Below are 19,245 nucleotides of genomic sequence, written 5' to 3' on the forward strand. Positions count from 1 at the left end.
AAGAGGAGGGTTAAGCATGTCCTATGTCGTTGATTTCAAAAATGTATCCACCATCGGTTTAGAATCCTCTCCTGTAGCAGAGGCGTTAGCCGGGCTGCGAGCCAATGAGGCGCGTTATTTTATGAACAAATATAAGCATGTGTTTACGGTTGAACCGGCCAGCGAAAGCCAGGAAACCCTGGATTATGTGAACCGGATATTAAAAGAAGAACGGGGGATCGAGTTCTCGGCGAAGCCGTTAGAAACGTCGTTTTTTCAAGTGGAAAACATCCGGTGGGCGTTCGTCTTCTATGAGGATGGCTTAGGGGTTAACGTCATGTACACCTTGGACGATCCGAAGAAGCGGGCCGTGGGATTTAAGCTGTCTGAAGGGATGGAGGTCCCTAAGGAACTGGAGGAGAAGAAGTTTAAGTTTGCCCGACAGAAGTCGAAATTGGCTGGTACGATCCGGGGCTCGTTCTTCGTGATTAAGGGCGAGTATTAAAAAAAGCTGAAAGGAAGGCCGTTCAACGTGAGCGGCCTTTTTCATCTTCCGCGACAAGGGAGCGGGATCAAAAATTTGAGCTTCAATCGCCGCTTTGTCGATGACGGACCACACCTGCTTGATTTTCCCGTCTTCGTACTTGTAAATGACATTTTCATAGAACAACACACTTCTGCCATTGACAGGTAGACCCAGAAATTGCCCCTTGGGCGTGACATCAAAGCGTAAGCGGCTCGAAATATAAGGCGGCTCACTGTTTAGATAATCCCCCAAATCCCATTTATTGTATTCGACGAACTTCGTACGCATGCAAAAAGAGAACCAGGGCCCCCGATAGGGAGCCCTAGTATTGATGATTGGCTATTGAGCAGTCTCACCGGTTTATTCCGGCGTTCCTTGTGTAACCCCATGAATGTAGGTTTGCCACGGGGTATCCAGCGCCCCTTGCCCGGGGTTATAGGTGAAGAAATACTCCACCACATCCCCTTGGCTCAGGTTGTTAACCGCATAGGTATAGTTGCCGTTCCCCACCGGGGTCATGGCGACATTGAGTTGCACACCGTTATTGATCTTATAATGCAGATCCGCAAAAGTCGCGCCGTTGACGTAGAACAACAGGTTATCGCCGGTTTTCTTCAGCCCCTTCACTTGATCGCCGATCACAATCGTGGAGGGCGTGCCCGGATCTCCCGGGTTTCCGGGATTCTGACCGCCGCCGCCATTGCCGTTGTCCTTATAGACGCGCACATAATCGACTTGCATCGTTGCCGGGATATCGCCAGGTCCTGGGGCGATGCCGCCGTCGAAGTTCCCGCCGATGGCCAGGTTCATGATGAGATAGAACGGCTGATCGAAAGGTGCGTTCGGGTTGTTTGGTGCTGCCGTGGAATACCATTGATCCCGGGTCGCTTTGAAGAAGAACTTGCCGTCTACATACCATTTGATGTTGTCCTCTTCCCAAACGACGGAGTAGACATGGAAGTCATTGGCGATGGTTTGCCCGGATGGGAAGTGGTATTCGCCGGAAAGATGCGTATTGGCCGGCCATTGTCCGCCGAAGTGAATGGCGCCGGAGGAGATACCAGGCAGACGCCCCCGAGCTTCCATGACGTCGATTTCACCGGAAGCGGCCCAGGTGCCGTAGGCTTGATCCTGAGGCAGCATCCACAGCGCCGGCCAAATCCCGTTCCCCGTAGGCAGCTTCGCGCGGAAATCCACTCGGCCGTATTTCAACGAGAAGTGATCCTTGGTGTTAACCTTGCCGGAAGAATATTGCGCATAACGATTTGGATCCTGCGGGAAGGATTTAGGGTCATTTAACGCCCGGATATTTAGGTTTCCATCCTGAACGAAAATATTTTGCGGGCTGTTCGTGTAATGCTGCAGCTCCGCATTGCCCCAACCCCAGGTGCCCGGATCGTCATTGAGGTAATATCCTTGTTCATAATTCCACTTGCTCATATCTAGCTGGGAACCGGTAAATTCATCCTGCCAGATGAGCGTCAAACCGTCAATGTTCGGATTGCTTGGCGTGCTGAGCGGAATATCCTCTTGGTCGGATTCATCCGGCCGCGGAGCGTTAGGATTGCCGATGAAGGTATACGTGACGTAGTTGTTGCCGACGTTACCGCCCTTTTGCCCATTTAGAGGATATCCGATACGGATTTGCATATCCTGTTGGATCGGCTGGAACCACAGGCCATAGATGTAGTCAGCCCAATAGCCCCATTGATTGGCGCTGGATAAGTTGTTGTAACCATTCGCGGAATAGACGAATCCGCTTTGGCTGGAATCGGCGAGATCAACCCACTGACCGTTGACGTTGATCTGATAAACGAAATTCTCCAGCTCCGAGGCAATGGGAGCGCCTCCGTCGATTTTCGGCAGGGGCAACCCGATGGCACCGCTTTCATTTGCAGTGAACGTCGTTCCCTCATAAGGAGTCAGGGTATACGAATTTCTTACCGGTTCATTAAAAATAATCGTATACACGAGGTTCACTGACGAAGTTTTCGATTCCAATTTCACGTTGATGGACTCCGTGACGTTAAACCAGTAACCCCCGCCGCCATCGGTGAATTGGCCGAAGTTCTGGTCATAGATCCAGCCGCTGGCCGGATTGTTATCGATATCGATCCAGGTGCTGCTGTTCACTGGCTTCACATACACCTTCAAATCGTCGGCAACCGCGGCATAAGGAATAGACGGATCGTTATTGAACACGGGATAGGTGAAGCCAGCCCCGCCCGTAAATCCTGCGGTAATAACCGGACCTTGCGTTGGTGTCATCGCCGTGATCGTGGTTTTGTTGATATTTTGAAAGTCGAGAGTGTAATTAAGCGTAACCCCGTTTGCTCTGGAGTACAGTTGAATCTCTGTGGTTGCGGAAAGGACGAACCAATAACCGTTAAAGCCGCTGTCACTCCAGTGCCCCCAGTTCTGGTTGTAGACAAAGCTGCTGACACTGTCGATGTCGACCCAGTTGCCATTAACTTTCACTTTGACGCCTAAATCCTGCACCACATCGCTCCAGGTAGCCGAACCGCCATTAAAAATAGGCATAACAAAGCCGTAGCTCGCTTGTCCGACCCCCGACTTGGTGATGACCGGCCCGTCTGCCGGTGAGAAGTAGCTCATCGAAGTAATCGTTGTCCCTGCTGCCTGAGCCTTCGGCGTCGGCACGAAACTGACGCCAACTGCCATGATGACCGCCAGGAGCAAGCTGAATACGTTTCGAGCGAGCCGCCTTTCTGCAAAGTGAGTCCGTTTCATAAATACCCTCCCTTTATTATCCTCATCCTCCCAACCTATGCACACCAAGGAAAATACTTACTTACATGGGAGAACGCTTTCATTCTAACAATCCGGTCATCTGATGAGTAGGCACCAGATTTCGGGTGAGGTGCTCTTTTTTTGGGGAAGCAACCAAGTAACGAAAATTTTAAATAATTTGTGGAAGGGGACCTTCCTCTGAAAGGGATTCGGGAGGGGGAAAAGAATATAATTAAAGGTTCCTCACTTTTTTCCAGCTGGAGCTCGTTCCGGCAGGAATCCTCGCCGAAGACATGGATCTATCGGATCGCCTCCAACCTCTGTCTGGATAAACTGAGGCAAGCGAAACGTCGGGTGCTTCCCGTCGATCTGTCCGATCCGGCGAGCTCCATCGTGGAACCTCGGGAGACGTTGCCCGATTCCACTTGGATTTGGCTGGCCCCTGATTTTGGTGAAAATCCCGAGGAGGCGCTCATCCGCAAGGATACCCTGCAACTCTGCTTCATCGCGCTTCTGCAGACTTTGCCTCCTCGTCAACGGGCCGTATTGATTTTGAAGGATGTCTTTGACTGGTCGTCCAAGCAAATCCTAAGAAACGAAACTGGCACCCGACGGGGTACCTTTTTTCTTTAGGGCAACTTGTCTAAACATAATTTTTCCCATAGACGGATGAGTTGATGAGAGCTACACTAGGGAAGGCGACAAAGAATTCACCTAGTAGGAGCTTGTAAAAACGTGACTTTAACTGAACGTATACCATCATGGAAGAAACTTAGCCTATTTGCCGTGACCTGGCCGATCTTTATCGATTCGGTGTTACGGATGATGCTTGGCACCGTCGACGTGTTTATGCTCAGCCGAATTTCCGATACGGCTACCGGGGCGGTGGGCTTAGCGAATGAGATTATCTATTTCTGCATTCTGATGTTTGGATTTGTTGGCATCGGGACGAGTGTGGCCGTCTCCCAGTATATCGGTGCTGGGCGAGAGAAAGAAGCGAGCCGCGTCTCGGCGCTTGCGATTTCGATGAACCTGATCTTCGGGATCTTCGTCAGCCTGGTCCTCGTTGGCTTTGGAGAGCCGCTCCTGCGGTTGCTCAACCTGAATGAGGAACAGATTGGCATCGCCAGCCATTATCTGAAGATCATCGGCGGCTTTATGTGGATCGAGGCGCTGTCTTACGCAGTATCGTCGGTCATCCGTTCGAGCGGCAATACCAAAAGCGTCATGTATGTAACGCTGGGCGTGAATCTTCTCCACGTCACCGGCAACTATCTGCTGATCTTCGGGAACCTCGGCTTTCCGGAAATGGGCGTGACCGGTGCGGCGATCTCGACCGTCGTCAGCCGTTTTGTCGGCATCATTGTTCTGTTCTTCATCTTGTATCGCCGGGTTCCTGCTCCGATTCACGGGAAGGACTATGTGACTTGGAACGGGACTTATGCGAAGCAGATTCTAAGCGTTGGGCTGCCGGCGGCGGGAGAGCATCTGGCTTGGCAATCGCAGTACCTGATGATCATGGGTTTCGTGAACATGATTAGCATTACCGCCCTAAATACGCATGTTTACGTGATGAACATTTCCAACTATTTTATGGCACTGGCCGCGTCGATTGGGGCAGGGACAGAGATTATCGTCGGTCAAATGGTTGGAGCAGGGGAGATGAAGGCCGCCTATAAGCGACTGATGAAAAGCGTACGGATCAGCTTCCTGCTCACCTTGGCCATTGTTGGTGCGGCTTCGATCTTCCGCCATGACCTCATCGGTTTGTTCACCGAAGATCCTGCGATTATCGCAACCGGAGCTAGCATCTTCCTGCTGTCGATCGTGCTTGAACCTGGCCGGACCTTCAATATGGTCATCATCAATTCGCTGCGCGCCGCCGGGGATGCGCGGTTCCCCGTCCTGATGGGCGTATGCTCGATGTGGGGCGTCTCGGTTCCGCTGGCCTACCTGCTGGGCGTTCACCTGGAGATTGGACTCCTTGGGATATGGATTGCATTTGCCGTGGATGAATGGCTGCGCGGACTGATCATGCTGCTTCGCTGGAGAAGCCGGGCTTGGGAGAAGAAAGCGCTCGTCAAGCCGGTTTCCGCAACGGAGGAGGCGCTCGGGGCCTCCGCTTAAACCTTATATAAGCAAGAGAAACAAGAAAGGGGACGTCCCTCCGTCATCTACGATGACTTTTGGGACATCCCCTTCTTCCTTTTACGCTCCAGCCTCATTACTCAATAGAGTCTTTGTTGGCTTGGTACAGCTGTTCTGTATATTTGTCGATATCGTCTCGGGACATCCGCAGGCGTACGATCGAGGAACCGTACCCGATTTCCTGCTTGCCTTCGGCTAAACCTTGAAAAATGCCTTCCGTGAAGGCATCCAGCGGTTCCCCAATGCGTATGCAGACCGCTGCTTCCCAGATCTGTGTTCACTGCAGGAGGAGCAATTTCAATGACTTCAACGGATGTTGCAGACAGTTGGTGTCTTAAGCTCATGGTGTAAGAGTGAAGCGCCGCTTTTGTTGCCGAATACACCGGCGCAATTGCAAAAGGAGTAAACGCCAAACCAGAAGTGACGTTAATAATTGCTGCCGTTTCTTTCTTCGCGAAGTAAGGGGCAAACAACATGGACAAATGGACAGGCGCTTCGATATTCGTCGTAATCTCCTTGCTATAATCGTACCAGTTGTCTCTCGCGTCCGCTTTGAGCACGTTGTAGCGCAGTTGAATCCCGGCATTATTAATCAGCACGTTCACGTCGGGATAGTTTGTTGTCACCAATCGAACAAGGCTACACGATCGCTTTCTTGAGCCAAGTCGCAAACTTGAGTGATTAAGCCCGGCACTTGTTTCCGAGCTTGCTCAAGCACGCTTTCCCGCCGGCCGATAACGATGACGGTATTTCCGTTTTGCACGAATTTCTCTGCAAAGGCGAGCCCGATCCCGGAGCCGCCGCCAGTAATCAATATCGTATTTCCTGTAAGCTTCATAGGTTCTCTCCTCCACGAAGTTGTTTTTGATAACGATCGATTTTATCTTCAATCCCCTTCAGGTATTCCTGCATTAATGCGATTTCATCTAGCACGTTTTGCTTATGCTTCAACAGCATGTCGAGTCGTTTCTCTACTGTAGAATTTCCCTCCACAACCCAGTCCATGTACTGCTTAATCTGGCTGATGGGCATGTTGGTGTTCTTAAGGCAAGTTACGATTTGCAGCAACGCCAATTGACGTTCCGAAAATAGTCTTCTCCCCGCCTCGTCCCGTTCGATAAACGGAAGAAGGCCTTTTTTCTCATAAAAGCGCAAGGTAGACTCTGGTATATGATACATGGCTGCAGCTTCGCCAATGGTATAGTACTTCATAGTGGAGGCCTCCAAATCTTAAGGATTTCTTGTCGACATGACTATCATACGACTTAAACCTTGGTTTAAGTCAACTGTGCTTCTTCGTATTTACGTTTGCCTGTCCGGGTGCAGTATAATAAGGGAGGAGTGAAGACCAAAAAAGAGAGGAGCCAAAGAAAATGGCACAATCCTTAAAAGGAAAAGTTGCGATCATCACCGGAGCAGCCCGGGGGATCGGCAAAGCAACCGCGCCCGCCTTTGGTGCGTGACGCGGCAGCTAGATGACGACGAAAACAAGGAGTGTGACCAGACCGCTACCACGGATAGTGAAGGTCATTTTGACGTTAGAGTGTAACAAAGTACATAGTTTGCGTTCAAAAGAGACGAGCACCTACTGGAGGTGCTCTTTTTCTTTGAAACCGACAAAATGATATTGATAATCATTATCAGTAATTTTATACTAATGCCAGAATAAAGCGGATGGATATCTGGTCCAGGGGGGCATAATCGATGAAAGAGGTAGACTTGACGCGCATGTCGTTAAAAGATATTCGGGAATATATGGCGGATCATTACCATGAACCGTTGTCGATTGACGATCTGGCGCAGTTAACTGGCTTGAGTCCAAACTATTTTGGAGAAGCGTTCAAGAACGCCTACCAGCAAAATGTCATGGATTATCTTACGGACATGCGGATCGGGAGAGTCAAGCAGTTGCTTCGTGAGACGGATATGTGTTTACGCGATATTGCCAAGCTTGCCGGATACAGCGATAAATTTTATTTGAGCAAAAAGTTCAAGAAGGAAGTTGGGGAGTCGCCTTCCGCTTATCGGAAGAACTGGCGCAAACGGATTGCGGTGATATCTGTCGGGGCCATGGGGAACTTGCTCGCTCTTGGCATCGTTCCTGTAGCGGCTCCTATTGATCCGAAGTGGACCCCTTACTATTACATATACTATCAGAACGAGATTCAGGTACATTTGGATTGCTCACATTTGGAGACGGAAGCGAAGAACATCAGAATGCTAGTCCAGGCCAAACCCGATTGCTTATTCTTCATTGAGCCGTTATCGCAACATATGGCTAGTGAGCTTAGAGCAAACGGCGTTGAACTGATCCCGATCGAATCGAGGGATTGGAAAGGACAGCTCATGGAGATGGCCTCAGCGCTTGGGGAACAGAAGAAAGGCGAGAGCTGGATTGCAGATTATGAGCAGCGGGTAGACCAAGCTAGAAAAACCATGGGTTCCGCATCCCGGAAGGAGCTGACCGTGACCTTACGATTATGCGAAGATCAGATGTTCCTGTACAGTAATCGGGGGATACGGGATGTGTTGTATCAAGATCTGGCTTTACATACCATCCCTAAACAGCTTGGGTTATGTAACGAGCCGATTTCTCGGGAACAACTCCAAGAGCTGAACCCTGACCGGTTGTTCCTCTTAGTTTGCCCGGATGCGGCTACACGCGTACATTGGCTAACCTTGCAGCACGATCCCTCGTGGCAGCGGCTGAACGCCGTAAAGAAGGGGCAATTATATCAGATCCCGTCCAATCCTTGGTTTGAGTATTCCGCGATCGCGGTGAATCGAATGCTGGAGGAAGGGGTATTGATGTTAACCGGAAAAAGTCCAATCTCCCCTCCTTGAACTGTCCATGGCCTAGGGGGGAGCCTCTCATTATAATCATCTTATTGAGATTGATTATCAATGAGAAAGGGGTTATGGGTAAATATGAACAGCTCAAAAGCTGTGAATCCATACTTGAGTATGATCAAGTCGATAGGTTTGTCAGTCCTGCTACTGGCTGTTGTAACGGTTCTTCCCGCATGTGGCTCGAGTAAAACCGAGGGCGAGGGGAGCCAGGTTAGTTCCGTAGCAGAGTCCGCGAAGGCGTCAGACGGAGAAGGAAATGCAGCCGCCGTCTCTGATTCATCAGCAGAGGATCAAGCGCAGGTTTATCCTCTCACAGTTACGGATGAGCTCGGACACGAAGTCACGATTCCGTCAAAACCGGTTAGAATTTTTGCCCCGATGATGGAGGATTCTCTGCTAGTGCTAGGAGTAAAACCGGTGGTCCAATGGTCCAACGGCGTCGAACCTCAGTTGTACTTGCAGGATCAACTGGGAGATGTGCCACAGATCAGCTTCGCTGGAGGTATGCCTTCGCCAGAAGCTATTATGGCGCTGGAACCTGATTTGATTATTCTGAATAATCAAGCTTACGCGGAGAAAGGCGGTTACGAGCAATTATCCAAAATTGCCCCAACCTATGTGTTCGAGAACGCAGCCACCGATCTCAGCAGCTCAATTCAAATTTTGGGGGAACTGTTAGACAAGTCCGGTGAGGCCGAAGAGGCTTTAAAAGAGTATAACGACAAGGTCGCTAGCACACGCGAAAAATTGTCTACCCTGGTAGAAGGTAAAAAGGCGGCGATTATCCGTTTTAACGCCAAAGGCATGTTCTTTATGAATAATCAGTATTACAGCGGTTATGTCATGAATCACGAGCTTGGTTTTGAACAGAGCACTTTGGTGAAGGATGGCGCTTTTCAAGTCTCCCTTGAAATCCTGCCTGAGCTGGATGCAAATTATATCTTCCTGGCCAATGACGGCAACCAGGGGGATGCATATCTGAAGGAACTGAAGAAAAGTTCGTTGTGGCAGACCGTTCCAGCCGTGAAAGCAGGGCATGTCTATGAAACCAATAGCGATTACTGGCTGAGCGGCGGTTTGATTGCCCAAGGAAAAGTCATTGACGATGTGGTTGGTTTCCTTGCGCCATGACGACGATCACGAGGATTCCTTACCAACCGGAGCGATGCTTTGAGTTCCTCATGTCATCTAAGGCAGGCAGTGAATACCGGATCCTTATTGCGGCTCCAGCAGATCCTCCCCCGGAAGGCGGGTATGGCGTTGTCTATACACTGGATGGAGATGCGCTCTTTCAGACGTTGGCTGAAACCGTCAAGCTGCAGACGCGCAAACCCAAGGGATACGATCCAATCTTGGTTGTTGGGATTGCTTACCCATCAAAAGTTCCCTATGATATGCACCGACGTTGCCGCGACTTCACGCTGCCTGTTGCGCCTGAAACGTTGCCGGTACGTCCCGGTGGTGAAGCTTGGCCGCCTTATGGTGAAGCGGATGCGTTCCTTGACTTTCTGGAACAAGATCTCATGCCGTGGGTAGGGAAGGAGTGGCCCATCGATTCAACAAGGCAAGCTGTGGTTGGGCATTCACTTGGAGGGTTGCTGACACTGTATGCCTTAGCAATAAGACCGCGGTTATACTCTCATTATGTAGCCATCAGCCCATCAGTCTGGTGGGGAGAATACGAAGTGCTGAGGCAGTTGGAGCGATTGAAGGAAGCCTGGTGCGGAGAGCATCCCATTCATCTCATGCTGGCGATTGGAGCAGAGGAGCTTCCCGATATGGTCGAGGGAGCGAAGAAGGCAGCTCAATGTATGGAGGAGCTTTCGAAGCGAAAGGTGTATACCGTGCTCAACGAATTTGCCGGGGAAGAGCATCTTAGCGTCCTACCGGGCGCATTAGGCCGAATCTTTATGGAGCAACCTAAGATAAGAGACTGGACTGTTAGCTTATGCGGTTAATGGAAAAGGCCATCCATTTAGGATGGTCTTTCATTGTGTCTTCCGCCCCTTCACCCGCTTTAATGCCGCCACAATCAGGAAACTGATAATGACCAGCAGCAGCCAAGAGCTGATCTTGCCAAGATGGACGAGATGCCAGCCGTCGGATTGGTTTGGATACCTCCAGGCGCTAAAGAAGGTGGCGACATTCTCCGCGATCCAAATGAAGAACCCGATCAGTACAAACGAAAGGGTTAACGGCATCCGGTAAGGCTTGCCGCCGACCTCATAGGTGACCCAAGTCCGCCAGAAGACGATCAGCACCAGCGCCGACAGCCACCACCGAACATCGATCCAATAATGATGAGTGAAGAAATTCAGGTAAATGGAGGCAGCAAGCGGGACGACCAGCCAGAGCGGGGGAAAGCGAACGAGATCCACCTTCAGGCGCCGCCAGGCCTGGCACAGATAACTGGCCACACTCGCATACATAAACCCGCTGTAGAGGGGAACGCCGTTCACCTTCGTCCAACCCTCCTCGGGATACGACCAAGACCCCATATGCACCTTAAACAACTCCAGCGCCAAGCCGATCAGGTGGAATACAGTAATAACCTTCAATTCGTCGCGGGTTTCCAGTCCAGAACGAACCATCCATACCTGCATGGCGAGGCAGATGATCAGCAGCCAGTCATAGCGGGGCAGCCAGGGGAGAGGAAACCACTGCGTGAAAGCCAGCGAAGCGAAGATGACGACGGGAAAAACGCAGGACAACGCTTGTTGCCAACCAAAGCGAACCAACTGTTGCAGAGCATATCCCAATTGTACGCCCATAGAGGACACCCTTTTATTTTGTATCGAATTTGAGCTACTCTTCATCATCTCGATACTCCAAAATATCTCCGGGCTGGCAATCCAGCGCCTTGCATATCGCCTCCAGCGTGGAGAAACGAATGGCCTTGGCCTTCCCATTTTTCAGAATCGACAGATTCGCCATCGTAATGCCCACTTTCTCCGAAAGCTCCGTGACGCTCATTTTCCGTTTTGCCAGCATGACATCAAGATTGATAATTACGGCCATGGATTCCTCACCTCAGATCGTTAAATCGTTTTCCGATTTGATGTCGATGGCATTTCTTAAGAGCCTTTGAAGCACGGCGGCAAAGACGGCGATGACGAGCGAAGCGAAACAGATGACCAGTCCGATCGCGGCGAGTCCCGGTGCGTCATCCTTCTCCGCAATAATCAACAGAATCGGCAAAATGACCGCATACAAGATACAGATGGCGATCGCGCAGTTTCGAATGCTCTTTAAAGCCTTCACCGAGGCTTCGGAGAAAGCCGTATTTTTATCGATATAGCTTAGCAGCTTCAGCGTCTGGTAAAGCGCAAAGAAGAACGGAATGGCCGAAGCATACATCGGAATAAGCAGGGTCAGATAGATGTATGGCGGATAATATTCCACCATTTCTTTGGCAACCTCAGGGACCCCGAAGACGCAGACGGCAAGGATCGCGATGCCCATCAGGAATACGACGCCCCTTAAGAACAGGGTAGAGCCTTGTTCACGTTTCATATCACAACAGCACCTCGCGTAGGATTAGTGTGAGGTTAATTTAGCATGTTTTTTATTGATAATCAATAAATATTTATTAATAAATGAGGTGTATATATCGAAAAAGAATAAAATTGGAGGATTTAACCGATAAGTTCTTTTTGGATGGCTTAAAAAAATCAATTATTAATATCTAAGAAATAAATATTTCAATCCCTCACTATTGTTGTTACACTTGAATTAGATCAATAATTACGGAAAAGGTGTGGGCCAGCTCGTCTCGAAGTTTGAAGCGAGGACAAATCGAGAGCGCTTACATCCTTTCAGCAAAATAAGGTCATAAGGGACGGTAAACATGAATCACGGACAAACAAGTACAGATGTTATTTTGATTGGTGCCGGAATTATGAGTGCGACGTTGGGGACCCTGCTGAAGGAATTGGCGCCGGACTGGAACATCACGGTGTTTGAACAACTTGCGCGGGCAGGGGAGGAAAGCTCAAACGAGTGGAATAATGCGGGAACCGGTCATGCGGCTCTGTGCGAATTGAATTATACCACCGAGCGGTCGGACGGAACCGTTGATATTAGCAAAGCAATTAAGGTGAATGAACAGTTCCAGGTATCCAGACAGTTCTGGGCTTATCTGGTTCAGCGCCAACTGATCCGAAATCCGCAGGATTTCATCATGCCGCTGCCTCATATGAGCTATGTGCGCGGGGAGCAGAACGTCAAATTTCTGAGAAGACGTTATGAAGCGATGTCTGCCCATCCGCTGTTCCAAGGGATGGAGTTCACCCAGGACCCGGGGAAACTCAGAGAATGGGTTCCTCTGATGATGAAGGATCGGAAGACTGACGAGCCGATTGCGGCGACGAAGATCGATTCGGGTACGGACGTCAACTTCGGCGCCTTGACGCGGATGTTGCTGAATCATTTGAAAGATAAAGGCGTGGACATCCGCTACAAGCACAGCGTGAAGAAGCTGAAACGGACGCCGGACGGGTTGTGGGAATTGAAGGTAAAAGACTTGAACAGCGGGGCTATCGAGCGCCATACCGCCAAATTCGTCTTCATCGGTGCCGGCGGCGGGAGCTTGCATTTGTTGCAAAAATCCGGCATCCCGGAAGGCAAGCGGATTGGAGGCTTCCCGGTCAGCGGATTGTTTATGGTGTGCAACAATCCGGAAGTGGTGGAACAGCATCATGCCAAAGTTTACGGCAAAGCTTCGGTGGGAGCACCGCCGATGTCCGTTCCCCATCTGGACACCCGGTTCATCGACAACAAGAAATCGCTGTTGTTCGGACCGTTTGCCGGTTTTTCGCCGAAGTTCCTCAAGACTGGATCCATGTTTGATCTGATCACCTCTGTTAAGCCGCATAACCTTCTGACGATGCTGGCGGCGGGGGTCAAAGAGATCGCGTTAACCAAATACCTGATTGGGCAGCTTATGTTGTCGAAGGAACAACGGATGGAGGAACTGCGGGATTTTGTCCCAGGGGCCAAGAGCGAGGATTGGGATCTGATCGTCGCCGGTCAGCGGGTGCAGGTCATCAAGGATACGGTGGAAGGCGGAAAAGGCACGTTGCAATTCGGCACCGAGGTTGTCAGCGCTGCGGATGGCTCGATTGCCGCCTTGCTTGGCGCTTCCCCGGGAGCTTCGACTGCGGTGCACGTCATGCTGGAGGTTATTGAGAAATGCTTCCCGCAGCACCTCGAAGCTTGGAAGCCGAAGATCAAAGAGATGATTCCTTCGTACGGCTTGTCGCTGTCGGAGAACCCGGAACTCTTCCGTACTCTACAACAATCAACTGCGCTGGCCCTTGGATTGTCGGGAACCAAGCAAGAAGCTTCAGTATCATAATTTCATCTAGGTGATTAGAAAAGAGCTAAGCCGTGGTCAATCTGCGGTTAGCTCTTTATTTTTTGCGCCCTCCCTTGAGGATTATCCCGTTGCATCAGGTCATGCAAGCAAGCACTGAACGAAAGGGATAATGGTGGGAAAGAGGCGTGAGAAGGGGCATTGAGGGCGGCGACCTTTGTTTATTTCAACAAGTTAGTAGCCAGCCAGGGCTTAATCAAGGGAAGTACGGTCTCAGGCTGCATGGCTTTCGTATGGTCCATCGCGTTCCCCGGTAAAATGGCCACATCCCAGCCGAGCTGGCGCAAGGTTTGTTCATTCTTACGTAAAGCCCCTGCGATATCAACGGTCACACTGCCAAAGTTCTCGCCATACACGATTCGGTCCGCTTCGCCGGCGAAGGTAAGCTTGGGAAACGTGAGATTGTCGTGTACAGACGTGTCATCGAAATCGGACAAGCTTTGGTACAGGGTCAGAAATTGCTTTGTTTGCGCCGGATCTAATGTCACCTGCACCTGATCCCAATCATATTCTTCCGGGCTAACGAAGTCCTGAAATTGTTCCTCCGTAGACGAGGACGAGGACGGTTGCAGCGCCTGGAACAAATCAGACAAGCCCTCCACGAAATGTTATATCCATATTCAATCTCTAGTTTGACCTTTTATTTTCTAGCGGCGGCATTCACTTGCTGCAGCAGCAGATTGATGCTGTCATTGAGCTGGTTGATCTCCTCGAGATTCATATCTGTGGCGTCAATCAGTGACTGCGGAACGCAGGCCGCTTTCGCTTGCAGCGCCTTCCCCTTCGGCGTGATCAGCACATTTACCACGCGCTCGTCTATGGAATCGCGTTGTCGTTCAATGAGTCCGGCAGCTTCCATCCGCTTGAGCAAAGGCGTTAAGGTGCCGGTGTCTAGATCCAAAGCTTCTCCGAGCTCTTTAATAGTGCTCTTCTCCTTCTCCCATAAGGTGACCAAGACCAGATACTGCGGATAGGTCAGTTCCAGCTCATCTAAATAAGGGCGGTACATCCGAAGGATGGCCCGGGAGCAAGCGTATAGCGAAAAACAAAGATGTTCCCCCAATTTCAAGTTTTGCTCATTCGTTTCCAAGACGATGCACCTCGATTGGCTTTATTTATAGGGTTTACCTTCATCATAGCAGATGATTCAAAAAGAATATATATTTTTTGCAATTTAATTGTTGACAATATAGCAGCTGGAGGCCGAACCGATCTGGTCAGCGAACCGTTCCGCTTGTATAACCGCGATTTTGCAGCTTTTGCTTCCCCGAAAGGTACGCTGGATTGTATCGCGGCGTTCGCCCGTTTTGCGGGAACATGATTAATGAGCCGATGAGGCCATAACATAAATAGAAAAAGTCGGTCAGGAGTATATCCTGATCGACTTTTTTCATGAATGATTATTTTATAAAACCGACTGCAGCAGGAAGTTAGCCAGGAACAGGAACGAGATGACGAACATGGAGATCGACAGCTGTTCCCGCTTCTTCGAAAACATCTTGAGCAGCGGATAAGCGATAAAGCCAAAAGCAATGCCGTCAACAATGCTATACGTTAAAGGGATCATCAGAATCACAAGAAACGCAGGGAACGCCTCGGAAAAATCGCTGAAATCGATCTTCGTAATATTCGTCAGCATCAGTCCGCCGATGATGATCAAGATCGGGGCGATTGCGGCGTCCGGGATCATTTTGATCAAGGGCATAAAGAACAGTGCGCCCAGGAACAACAGCCCGGTCGTCACCGAAGTTAACCCGGTTCTTCCGCCTGCGGTAATGCCGGCAGCTGTCTCGACCGTCGAAACCGTTGGGCTAGTGCCCAAGAGGCCGCAAGCCATTGCGGAAATCGATACGGCTTTCATCGATTTCCCGTTCTTCTCCGGAGCATTCAGCATGCCATCCACTTGCGAGTGGACAAGCCCGATATTTTCGAAGACCAGCACCAGCACCAGTGAGAAACAAGCCGTCAAGAACGGTACGCTGGCGATATGGCGGAGGTCTGCGCTCATCCAGACGTCACTGTAGCTTTGAAACGACAGCGATGCGGATGCGAACGATCCCAAGTCAACGATTCCGAACAACCAAGCCACCAGTGTCCCTAAAATAATGCTGATCAGAAAATTCCCCGGAACCTTCTTCAAGAACAGGAACAGCGTAACGATCAGGTTGATGATCGAAGCTAGAACCAGCGGCGCCGATAAGTCGCCGAGCGCCACAAAGTGACTGGTGTTGCCGGTGACAATGCCGCTCTTCTGCAAGCCGATGAAGGCAATGAACAGTCCGATTCCCACGGAAATCGATTCCTTCAGGGAAGCCGGAATGGCCCTGGAGATCAGGGAAGACAAGCCCGTAAAGGCAACCACGACGAACAGGATGCCCGCAAGCACCGTTGCGCCCAAGGCTTCTTGGTAGCTGAGTCCCATCGAACCTACAATCGTATAAGTAAACAAGGCGTTGATCCCCATGCCGGGGACGAGAATTAACGGTGCGTTCGCAACGAACGCGACCAGCAAACAGCCGACAAGCGAAGACAGCACGGTGGCCATAATCCCGGCCTCCAGCGGAATTCCTGCATCCTTCAGGATGTTGGCGTTGACGGCGATAATGTACACGATAGAGAAGAACGAGGTCAATCCAGCGACAAGCTCTCTTCTCACGTTCGTTTGGTGTTGCTTAAGCTTAAAAACTCCTTTCATGATGAAATCACACTTTCAAAATATCCCTCTCCCACCCGCATCAAACGAGGAACTTTCATTCCTATCGTTTATGCCAGAGGCTATTATACCACGGTTTGTGGTGGAATGCCCTTTACAAGTTGTTCCTTGATACGGATCGATGGCCAACGATAACAAAGCTGGCGGCGATTAGGTCTGATTTCGGGGCTGATGGACTTGCTTGCCGCAAACAACCTGAAACCCGAGGATATCAGCTTCAAGATCACCTTGACCGACAAATCCGACGACAAGGACATCCTGGCGGCGTTTGCAAGCCGTATGCCCGAAGGCAAAGTCCTAGGCGCGATACGGTAAGCTTTACCGATGTGAAGAATCATTGGGGTAAGCCGTATATCCAAATTTCCCTTGAACAGCTGCCGATAACTAAGGAAAATGTGATTCTGAACGGATACAAGGATATGGTGAGTGTGGACGCGGCCTACCTGGAGAACGTTCGTCTGATGGTGCTATGGGGGTCTTTTTTGTACCGTTCTATTCCTGCGAAATGTTCTATGTTATTATACCAGCATGAGATAAGACTACATTGCACCTAGACACTTCTGCATGAACCCTAAGCCAAAGGAGTGAGGTCAATGGATTACTTGCATCACCCGTTTGCGTCCAAGCGTTATACCGTATTCGCGAAAAAAGGAATGGTAGCTACGTCCCAGCCATTGGCGACACAGGCCGGGCTTGAGATCCTGCAGCAAGGGGGGAACGCCATTGATGCCGCGATTGCGGCTGCGGCGGCGCTGACGGTCGTCGAACCGACCTCCAACGGGATTGGCGGGGATGCGTTTGCCCTCGTCTGGACGAAGGGGAAGCTCCACGGCTTGAACGCCTCCGGGCCGGCGCCGGCCCTGCTGACGGCCGAGGCCGTGAAGCGGCGGGGACATGAGCAAATGCCCAAGCTGGGGCTGGTGCCGATCACGGTCCCCGGAGTCCCCGCGGCTTGGGCGGAGCTGGCCGAGAAGTTCGGCAGACGTCCTTTGACGGAGAGCTTGAAGCCGGCGATCCGGTATGCCGAGGAAGGGTACCCCCTGACGCCGATCTTGGGCAAATATTGGGCGCGGGCTTACCAGGCGTACCGCAAACAGGAGGGACCGGAGTTCGAAGCCTGGTTCCACACCTTCGCTCCGCAAGGCCGCGCCCCTGAGATTGGGGAAGTGTGGAGTTCGAAAGGTCATGCGGAGAGTTTGCGCCGGATTGCTGCCAGTGAGGCGCGGGATTTTTACGAAGGGGAGCTGGCCCAGCGGATCGACGACTTTATGGTAGAGCATGGCGGTTTTTTAAGAAAATCCGATTTGTCTGCCTACCGGCCGGAGTGGGTTGAACCGATTTCGGCGAATTACCGGGGCTATGAGGTTTGGGAGATTCCGCCGAACGGGCAGGGGATGGTCGCGTTGATGGCCTTAAATATCTATGAGCAGCTGGGGCAGCCCGAGTGGCTCTCCGCGGAGGCAGTGCATCGTCAGATCGAGGCGCTCAAGCTCGCGTTTACGGATGGCCAGGCCTGGATCACGGAGCCGGCGGATATGCCGGTCTCGACCGAATATCTGTTGTCCCGGGAATACGCCTCGTTACGGATCCAAGAGATCTGCGACACGGCGCTTGACCCGAAACCCATGGATCTGCCGAAGGGCGGGACCGTCTATTTGGCTGCGGCTGATGAGGAAGGCAATATGGTGTCCTATATTCAAAGCAACTATATGGGTTTTGGCTCGGGTATCGTGATCCCCGGGACGGGAATTAGTCTGCAAAATCGCGGGGCCGACTTCTCGTTGGATGAACGGCATCCAAACTTCGTGAAGCCGGGGAAACGGACGTATCACACGATCATCCCCGGGTTTCTGACCAAGGATGGAGAAGCGGTCGGACCGTTTGGGGTGATGGGCGGCTACATGCAGCCACAAGGCCATATGCAGGTTATCATGAATACGGTGGATTACCGGCTGAATCCTCAAGCGGCACTGGATGTCCCGCGTTGGCAATGGGTTGGCGGCAAGAAGGTGCAGGTAGAGCCGGAGTTTCCGGGCGAGCTCATCGAGGCGCTCCGGCAAAAGGGGCATGCCATCGAAGTGATGCCGGACGGAGGAGGCTTCGGACGCGGCCAAATCATTTGGCGGGATCCGCAAACCGGCGTGCTGGCCGGCGGGACGGAATCCCGAACGGACGGCATGATCGCGGCTTGGTAATCCCTAAGGGAAGTGAAGAGAGATGAAGTATGGGAGCATCGTACACGGACAGCTCCAGCGGCGGGTGAACCGGTTTATCGCCGAGGTTGTGGTGGACGGTGCCTTGGAACAGGTGCATGTGAAAAATACCGGTCGGCTGAAGGAGCTCCTGCTAACGGATACAGAGGTTCTGCTGGAGGTTTCTGATCGGCCCGAGCGGAAGACGAAATATTCCTTGATTGCGGCTGCCAAGGACGGAGGCTGGGTGAACGTCGATTCGCAAGCGCCAAATCCGGTAGCGTTCGAGGCATTGAAGGCAGGGCGGATCGCGGAGATCGGGCTGGTCAGTTGCGTGAAGCGGGAAGTCACCTACGGCGATTCCCGGTTTGATCTCTACTACGAAAAAGACGAGGAACGAGGGTTCATCGAGGTCAAAGGCGTCACGCTCCAGCAGGAATGTATCGCTATGTTCCCAGATGCCCCAACGGCGCGGGGAACCAAACATGTGTTGGAGTTGGCTAAGGCCGTTCAGGAAGGATACACCGGGACGGTGCTTTTTGTGGTGCAAATGCAGGGATGCCGCGAATTTACGCCTTACCGGGACATGGATCCGGCCTTTGCGGACGCCTTGGAAGAGGCCTCCCGGCAAGGGGTGCGGATTTTGGCTTATGAATCCGTCGTGACGGAACAAGAGATCGTGTTGGGAGGCGGTCTCCCGGTTCATCTATGA

At 51.4% G+C, this 19,245-nt stretch carries 18 protein-coding genes and 4 pseudogenes; 12 read left to right on the top strand and 10 right to left on the bottom strand.

The features are described 5' to 3' along the window. Window positions 1-16 precede the first annotated feature (16 nt). Window positions 17-484: a hypothetical protein gene (locus POTG_RS03470; protein WP_009223412.1), complete on the top strand. Its 468-nt coding sequence runs from the start codon at window positions 17-19 to the stop codon at window positions 482-484. Window positions 485-568: 84 nt separating this feature from the next. On the opposite strand, the pseudogene POTG_RS25290 reads toward POTG_RS03470, so the two are convergent. Continuing rightward, window positions 569-793: pseudogene (locus POTG_RS25290) on the bottom strand (ester cyclase); the annotation flags it as partial. A gap of 72 nt (window positions 794-865) precedes the next feature. Continuing rightward, the gene (locus tag POTG_RS03475) at window positions 866-3,256 is read right to left on the bottom strand and encodes a glycoside hydrolase family 16 protein (RefSeq protein ID WP_036644089.1); all 2,391 of its coding nucleotides are present in this window, start codon (window positions 3,254-3,256) and stop codon (window positions 866-868) included. 180 nt (window positions 3,257-3,436) lie between these two features. On the opposite strand from POTG_RS03475, the pseudogene POTG_RS24595 reads away from it, so the two are divergent. From POTG_RS24595 to POTG_RS03485, 3 genes and pseudogenes are all read left to right on the top strand, one after another. Then, window positions 3,437-3,598, top strand: a pseudogene (locus POTG_RS24595) (sigma factor); the annotation flags it as partial. Window positions 3,599-3,610: 12 nt separating this feature from the next. Further along, window positions 3,611-3,889, top strand: a complete 279-nt coding sequence (locus POTG_RS24600; RefSeq protein ID WP_232282230.1) for a sigma factor-like helix-turn-helix DNA-binding protein — start codon at window positions 3,611-3,613, stop codon at window positions 3,887-3,889. A gap of 102 nt (window positions 3,890-3,991) precedes the next feature. Next, complete coding sequence (locus POTG_RS03485; protein ID WP_009223415.1) at window positions 3,992-5,383, top strand: MATE family efflux transporter; 1,392 nt, start codon at window positions 3,992-3,994, stop codon at window positions 5,381-5,383. 97 nt (window positions 5,384-5,480) lie between these two features. Here POTG_RS03485 and POTG_RS03490 read toward each other — a convergent pair. Then, window positions 5,481-6,242: pseudogene (locus POTG_RS03490) on the bottom strand (SDR family oxidoreductase). Next, window positions 6,239-6,616 (bottom strand): MerR family transcriptional regulator, encoded by a 378-nt coding sequence (locus POTG_RS03495; RefSeq protein WP_009223417.1) that lies wholly within the window; start codon window positions 6,614-6,616, stop codon window positions 6,239-6,241. The pseudogene POTG_RS03490 and the gene POTG_RS03495 overlap by 4 nt, the downstream one beginning before the upstream one ends. Window positions 6,617-7,108: 492 nt before the next feature. Between POTG_RS03495 and POTG_RS03500 the strand changes: the two genes are divergently transcribed. The 3 genes from POTG_RS03500 (at window position 7,109) to POTG_RS03510 (ending at window position 10,212) form a co-directional block, all read left to right on the top strand. After that, entirely contained in the window at window positions 7,109-8,248 is a 1,140-nt protein-coding gene (locus POTG_RS03500) for an AraC family transcriptional regulator (protein ID WP_009223418.1), read from the top strand. 120 nt (window positions 8,249-8,368) lie between these two features. Continuing rightward, window positions 8,369-9,385 carry an ABC transporter substrate-binding protein gene (locus tag POTG_RS03505; protein WP_009223419.1) on the top strand — a complete coding sequence of 339 codons (1,017 nt, stop codon included), beginning with the start codon at window positions 8,369-8,371 and terminating at the stop codon, window positions 9,383-9,385. After that, window positions 9,382-10,212 (top strand): alpha/beta hydrolase, encoded by an 831-nt coding sequence (locus tag POTG_RS03510; protein ID WP_009223420.1) that lies wholly within the window; start codon window positions 9,382-9,384, stop codon window positions 10,210-10,212. Before POTG_RS03505 ends, POTG_RS03510 begins: the two co-directional genes overlap by 4 nt. 30 nt (window positions 10,213-10,242) lie before the next feature. Here POTG_RS03510 and POTG_RS03515 read toward each other — a convergent pair whose 3' ends face one another. From POTG_RS03515 to POTG_RS03525, 3 genes are read right to left on the bottom strand one after another with little or no spacing between them, the layout of a single operon-like run. Beyond that, the gene (locus POTG_RS03515; RefSeq protein WP_036644092.1) at window positions 10,243-11,025 is read right to left on the bottom strand and encodes a DUF817 domain-containing protein; all 783 of its coding nucleotides are present in this window, start codon (window positions 11,023-11,025) and stop codon (window positions 10,243-10,245) included. 34 nt (window positions 11,026-11,059) lie between these two features. Continuing rightward, on the bottom strand, window positions 11,060-11,272 hold the full coding sequence (locus POTG_RS03520) for a helix-turn-helix domain-containing protein (protein WP_009223422.1): 213 nt from the start codon (window positions 11,270-11,272) through the stop codon (window positions 11,060-11,062). 12 nt (window positions 11,273-11,284) lie between these two features. Beyond that, window positions 11,285-11,767 carry a DUF2975 domain-containing protein gene (locus POTG_RS03525; RefSeq protein WP_009223423.1) on the bottom strand — a complete coding sequence of 161 codons (483 nt, stop codon included), beginning with the start codon at window positions 11,765-11,767 and terminating at the stop codon, window positions 11,285-11,287. A gap of 334 nt (window positions 11,768-12,101) precedes the next feature. Between POTG_RS03525 and POTG_RS03530 the strand changes: the two genes are divergently transcribed. Then, window positions 12,102-13,610: a malate:quinone oxidoreductase gene (locus tag POTG_RS03530; protein ID WP_009223424.1), complete on the top strand. Its 1,509-nt coding sequence runs from the start codon at window positions 12,102-12,104 to the stop codon at window positions 13,608-13,610. Window positions 13,611-13,789: 179 nt separating this feature from the next. Here the strand turns inward: POTG_RS03530 and POTG_RS03535 are convergent, their stop codons facing one another. Beyond that, entirely contained in the window at window positions 13,790-14,230 is a 441-nt protein-coding gene (locus tag POTG_RS03535) for a hypothetical protein (protein WP_009223425.1), read from the bottom strand. Between the two features lie 38 nt (window positions 14,231-14,268). Next, window positions 14,269-14,718, bottom strand: coding sequence for a MarR family winged helix-turn-helix transcriptional regulator (locus POTG_RS03540; protein ID WP_009223426.1), 450 nt, complete (start codon window positions 14,716-14,718; stop codon window positions 14,269-14,271). Window positions 14,719-14,820: 102 nt separating this feature from the next. Here POTG_RS03540 and POTG_RS23560 point away from each other — a divergent pair. Further along, window positions 14,821-14,934 (top strand): annotated as a pseudogene (locus POTG_RS23560) (alpha/beta hydrolase); the annotation flags it as partial. Window positions 14,935-15,033: 99 nt separating this feature from the next. Here POTG_RS23560 and POTG_RS03545 read toward each other — a convergent pair. Next, window positions 15,034-16,323 carry an NCS2 family permease gene (locus POTG_RS03545; protein ID WP_009223428.1) on the bottom strand — a complete coding sequence of 430 codons (1,290 nt, stop codon included), beginning with the start codon at window positions 16,321-16,323 and terminating at the stop codon, window positions 15,034-15,036. Between the two features lie 195 nt (window positions 16,324-16,518). Here POTG_RS03545 and POTG_RS23565 point away from each other — a divergent pair, with 195 nt between their 5' ends. From POTG_RS23565 to sfsA, 3 genes are all read left to right on the top strand, one after another. Beyond that, window positions 16,519-16,656, top strand: a complete 138-nt coding sequence (locus POTG_RS23565; protein ID WP_198136150.1) for a hypothetical protein — start codon at window positions 16,519-16,521, stop codon at window positions 16,654-16,656. A gap of 278 nt (window positions 16,657-16,934) precedes the next feature. Next, window positions 16,935-18,536: a gamma-glutamyltransferase family protein gene (locus tag POTG_RS03550; protein ID WP_036644095.1), complete on the top strand. Its 1,602-nt coding sequence runs from the start codon at window positions 16,935-16,937 to the stop codon at window positions 18,534-18,536. A 22-nt stretch (window positions 18,537-18,558) separates the two neighbouring features. Beyond that, entirely contained in the window at window positions 18,559-19,245 is a 687-nt protein-coding gene (gene sfsA / locus POTG_RS03555; RefSeq protein WP_009223432.1) for a DNA/RNA nuclease SfsA, read from the top strand.

Source organism: Paenibacillus sp. oral taxon 786 str. D14, assembly GCF_000159955.1.
GTDB classification, from domain to species: Bacteria; Bacillota; Bacilli; order Paenibacillales; family Paenibacillaceae; genus Fontibacillus; species Fontibacillus phoenicis.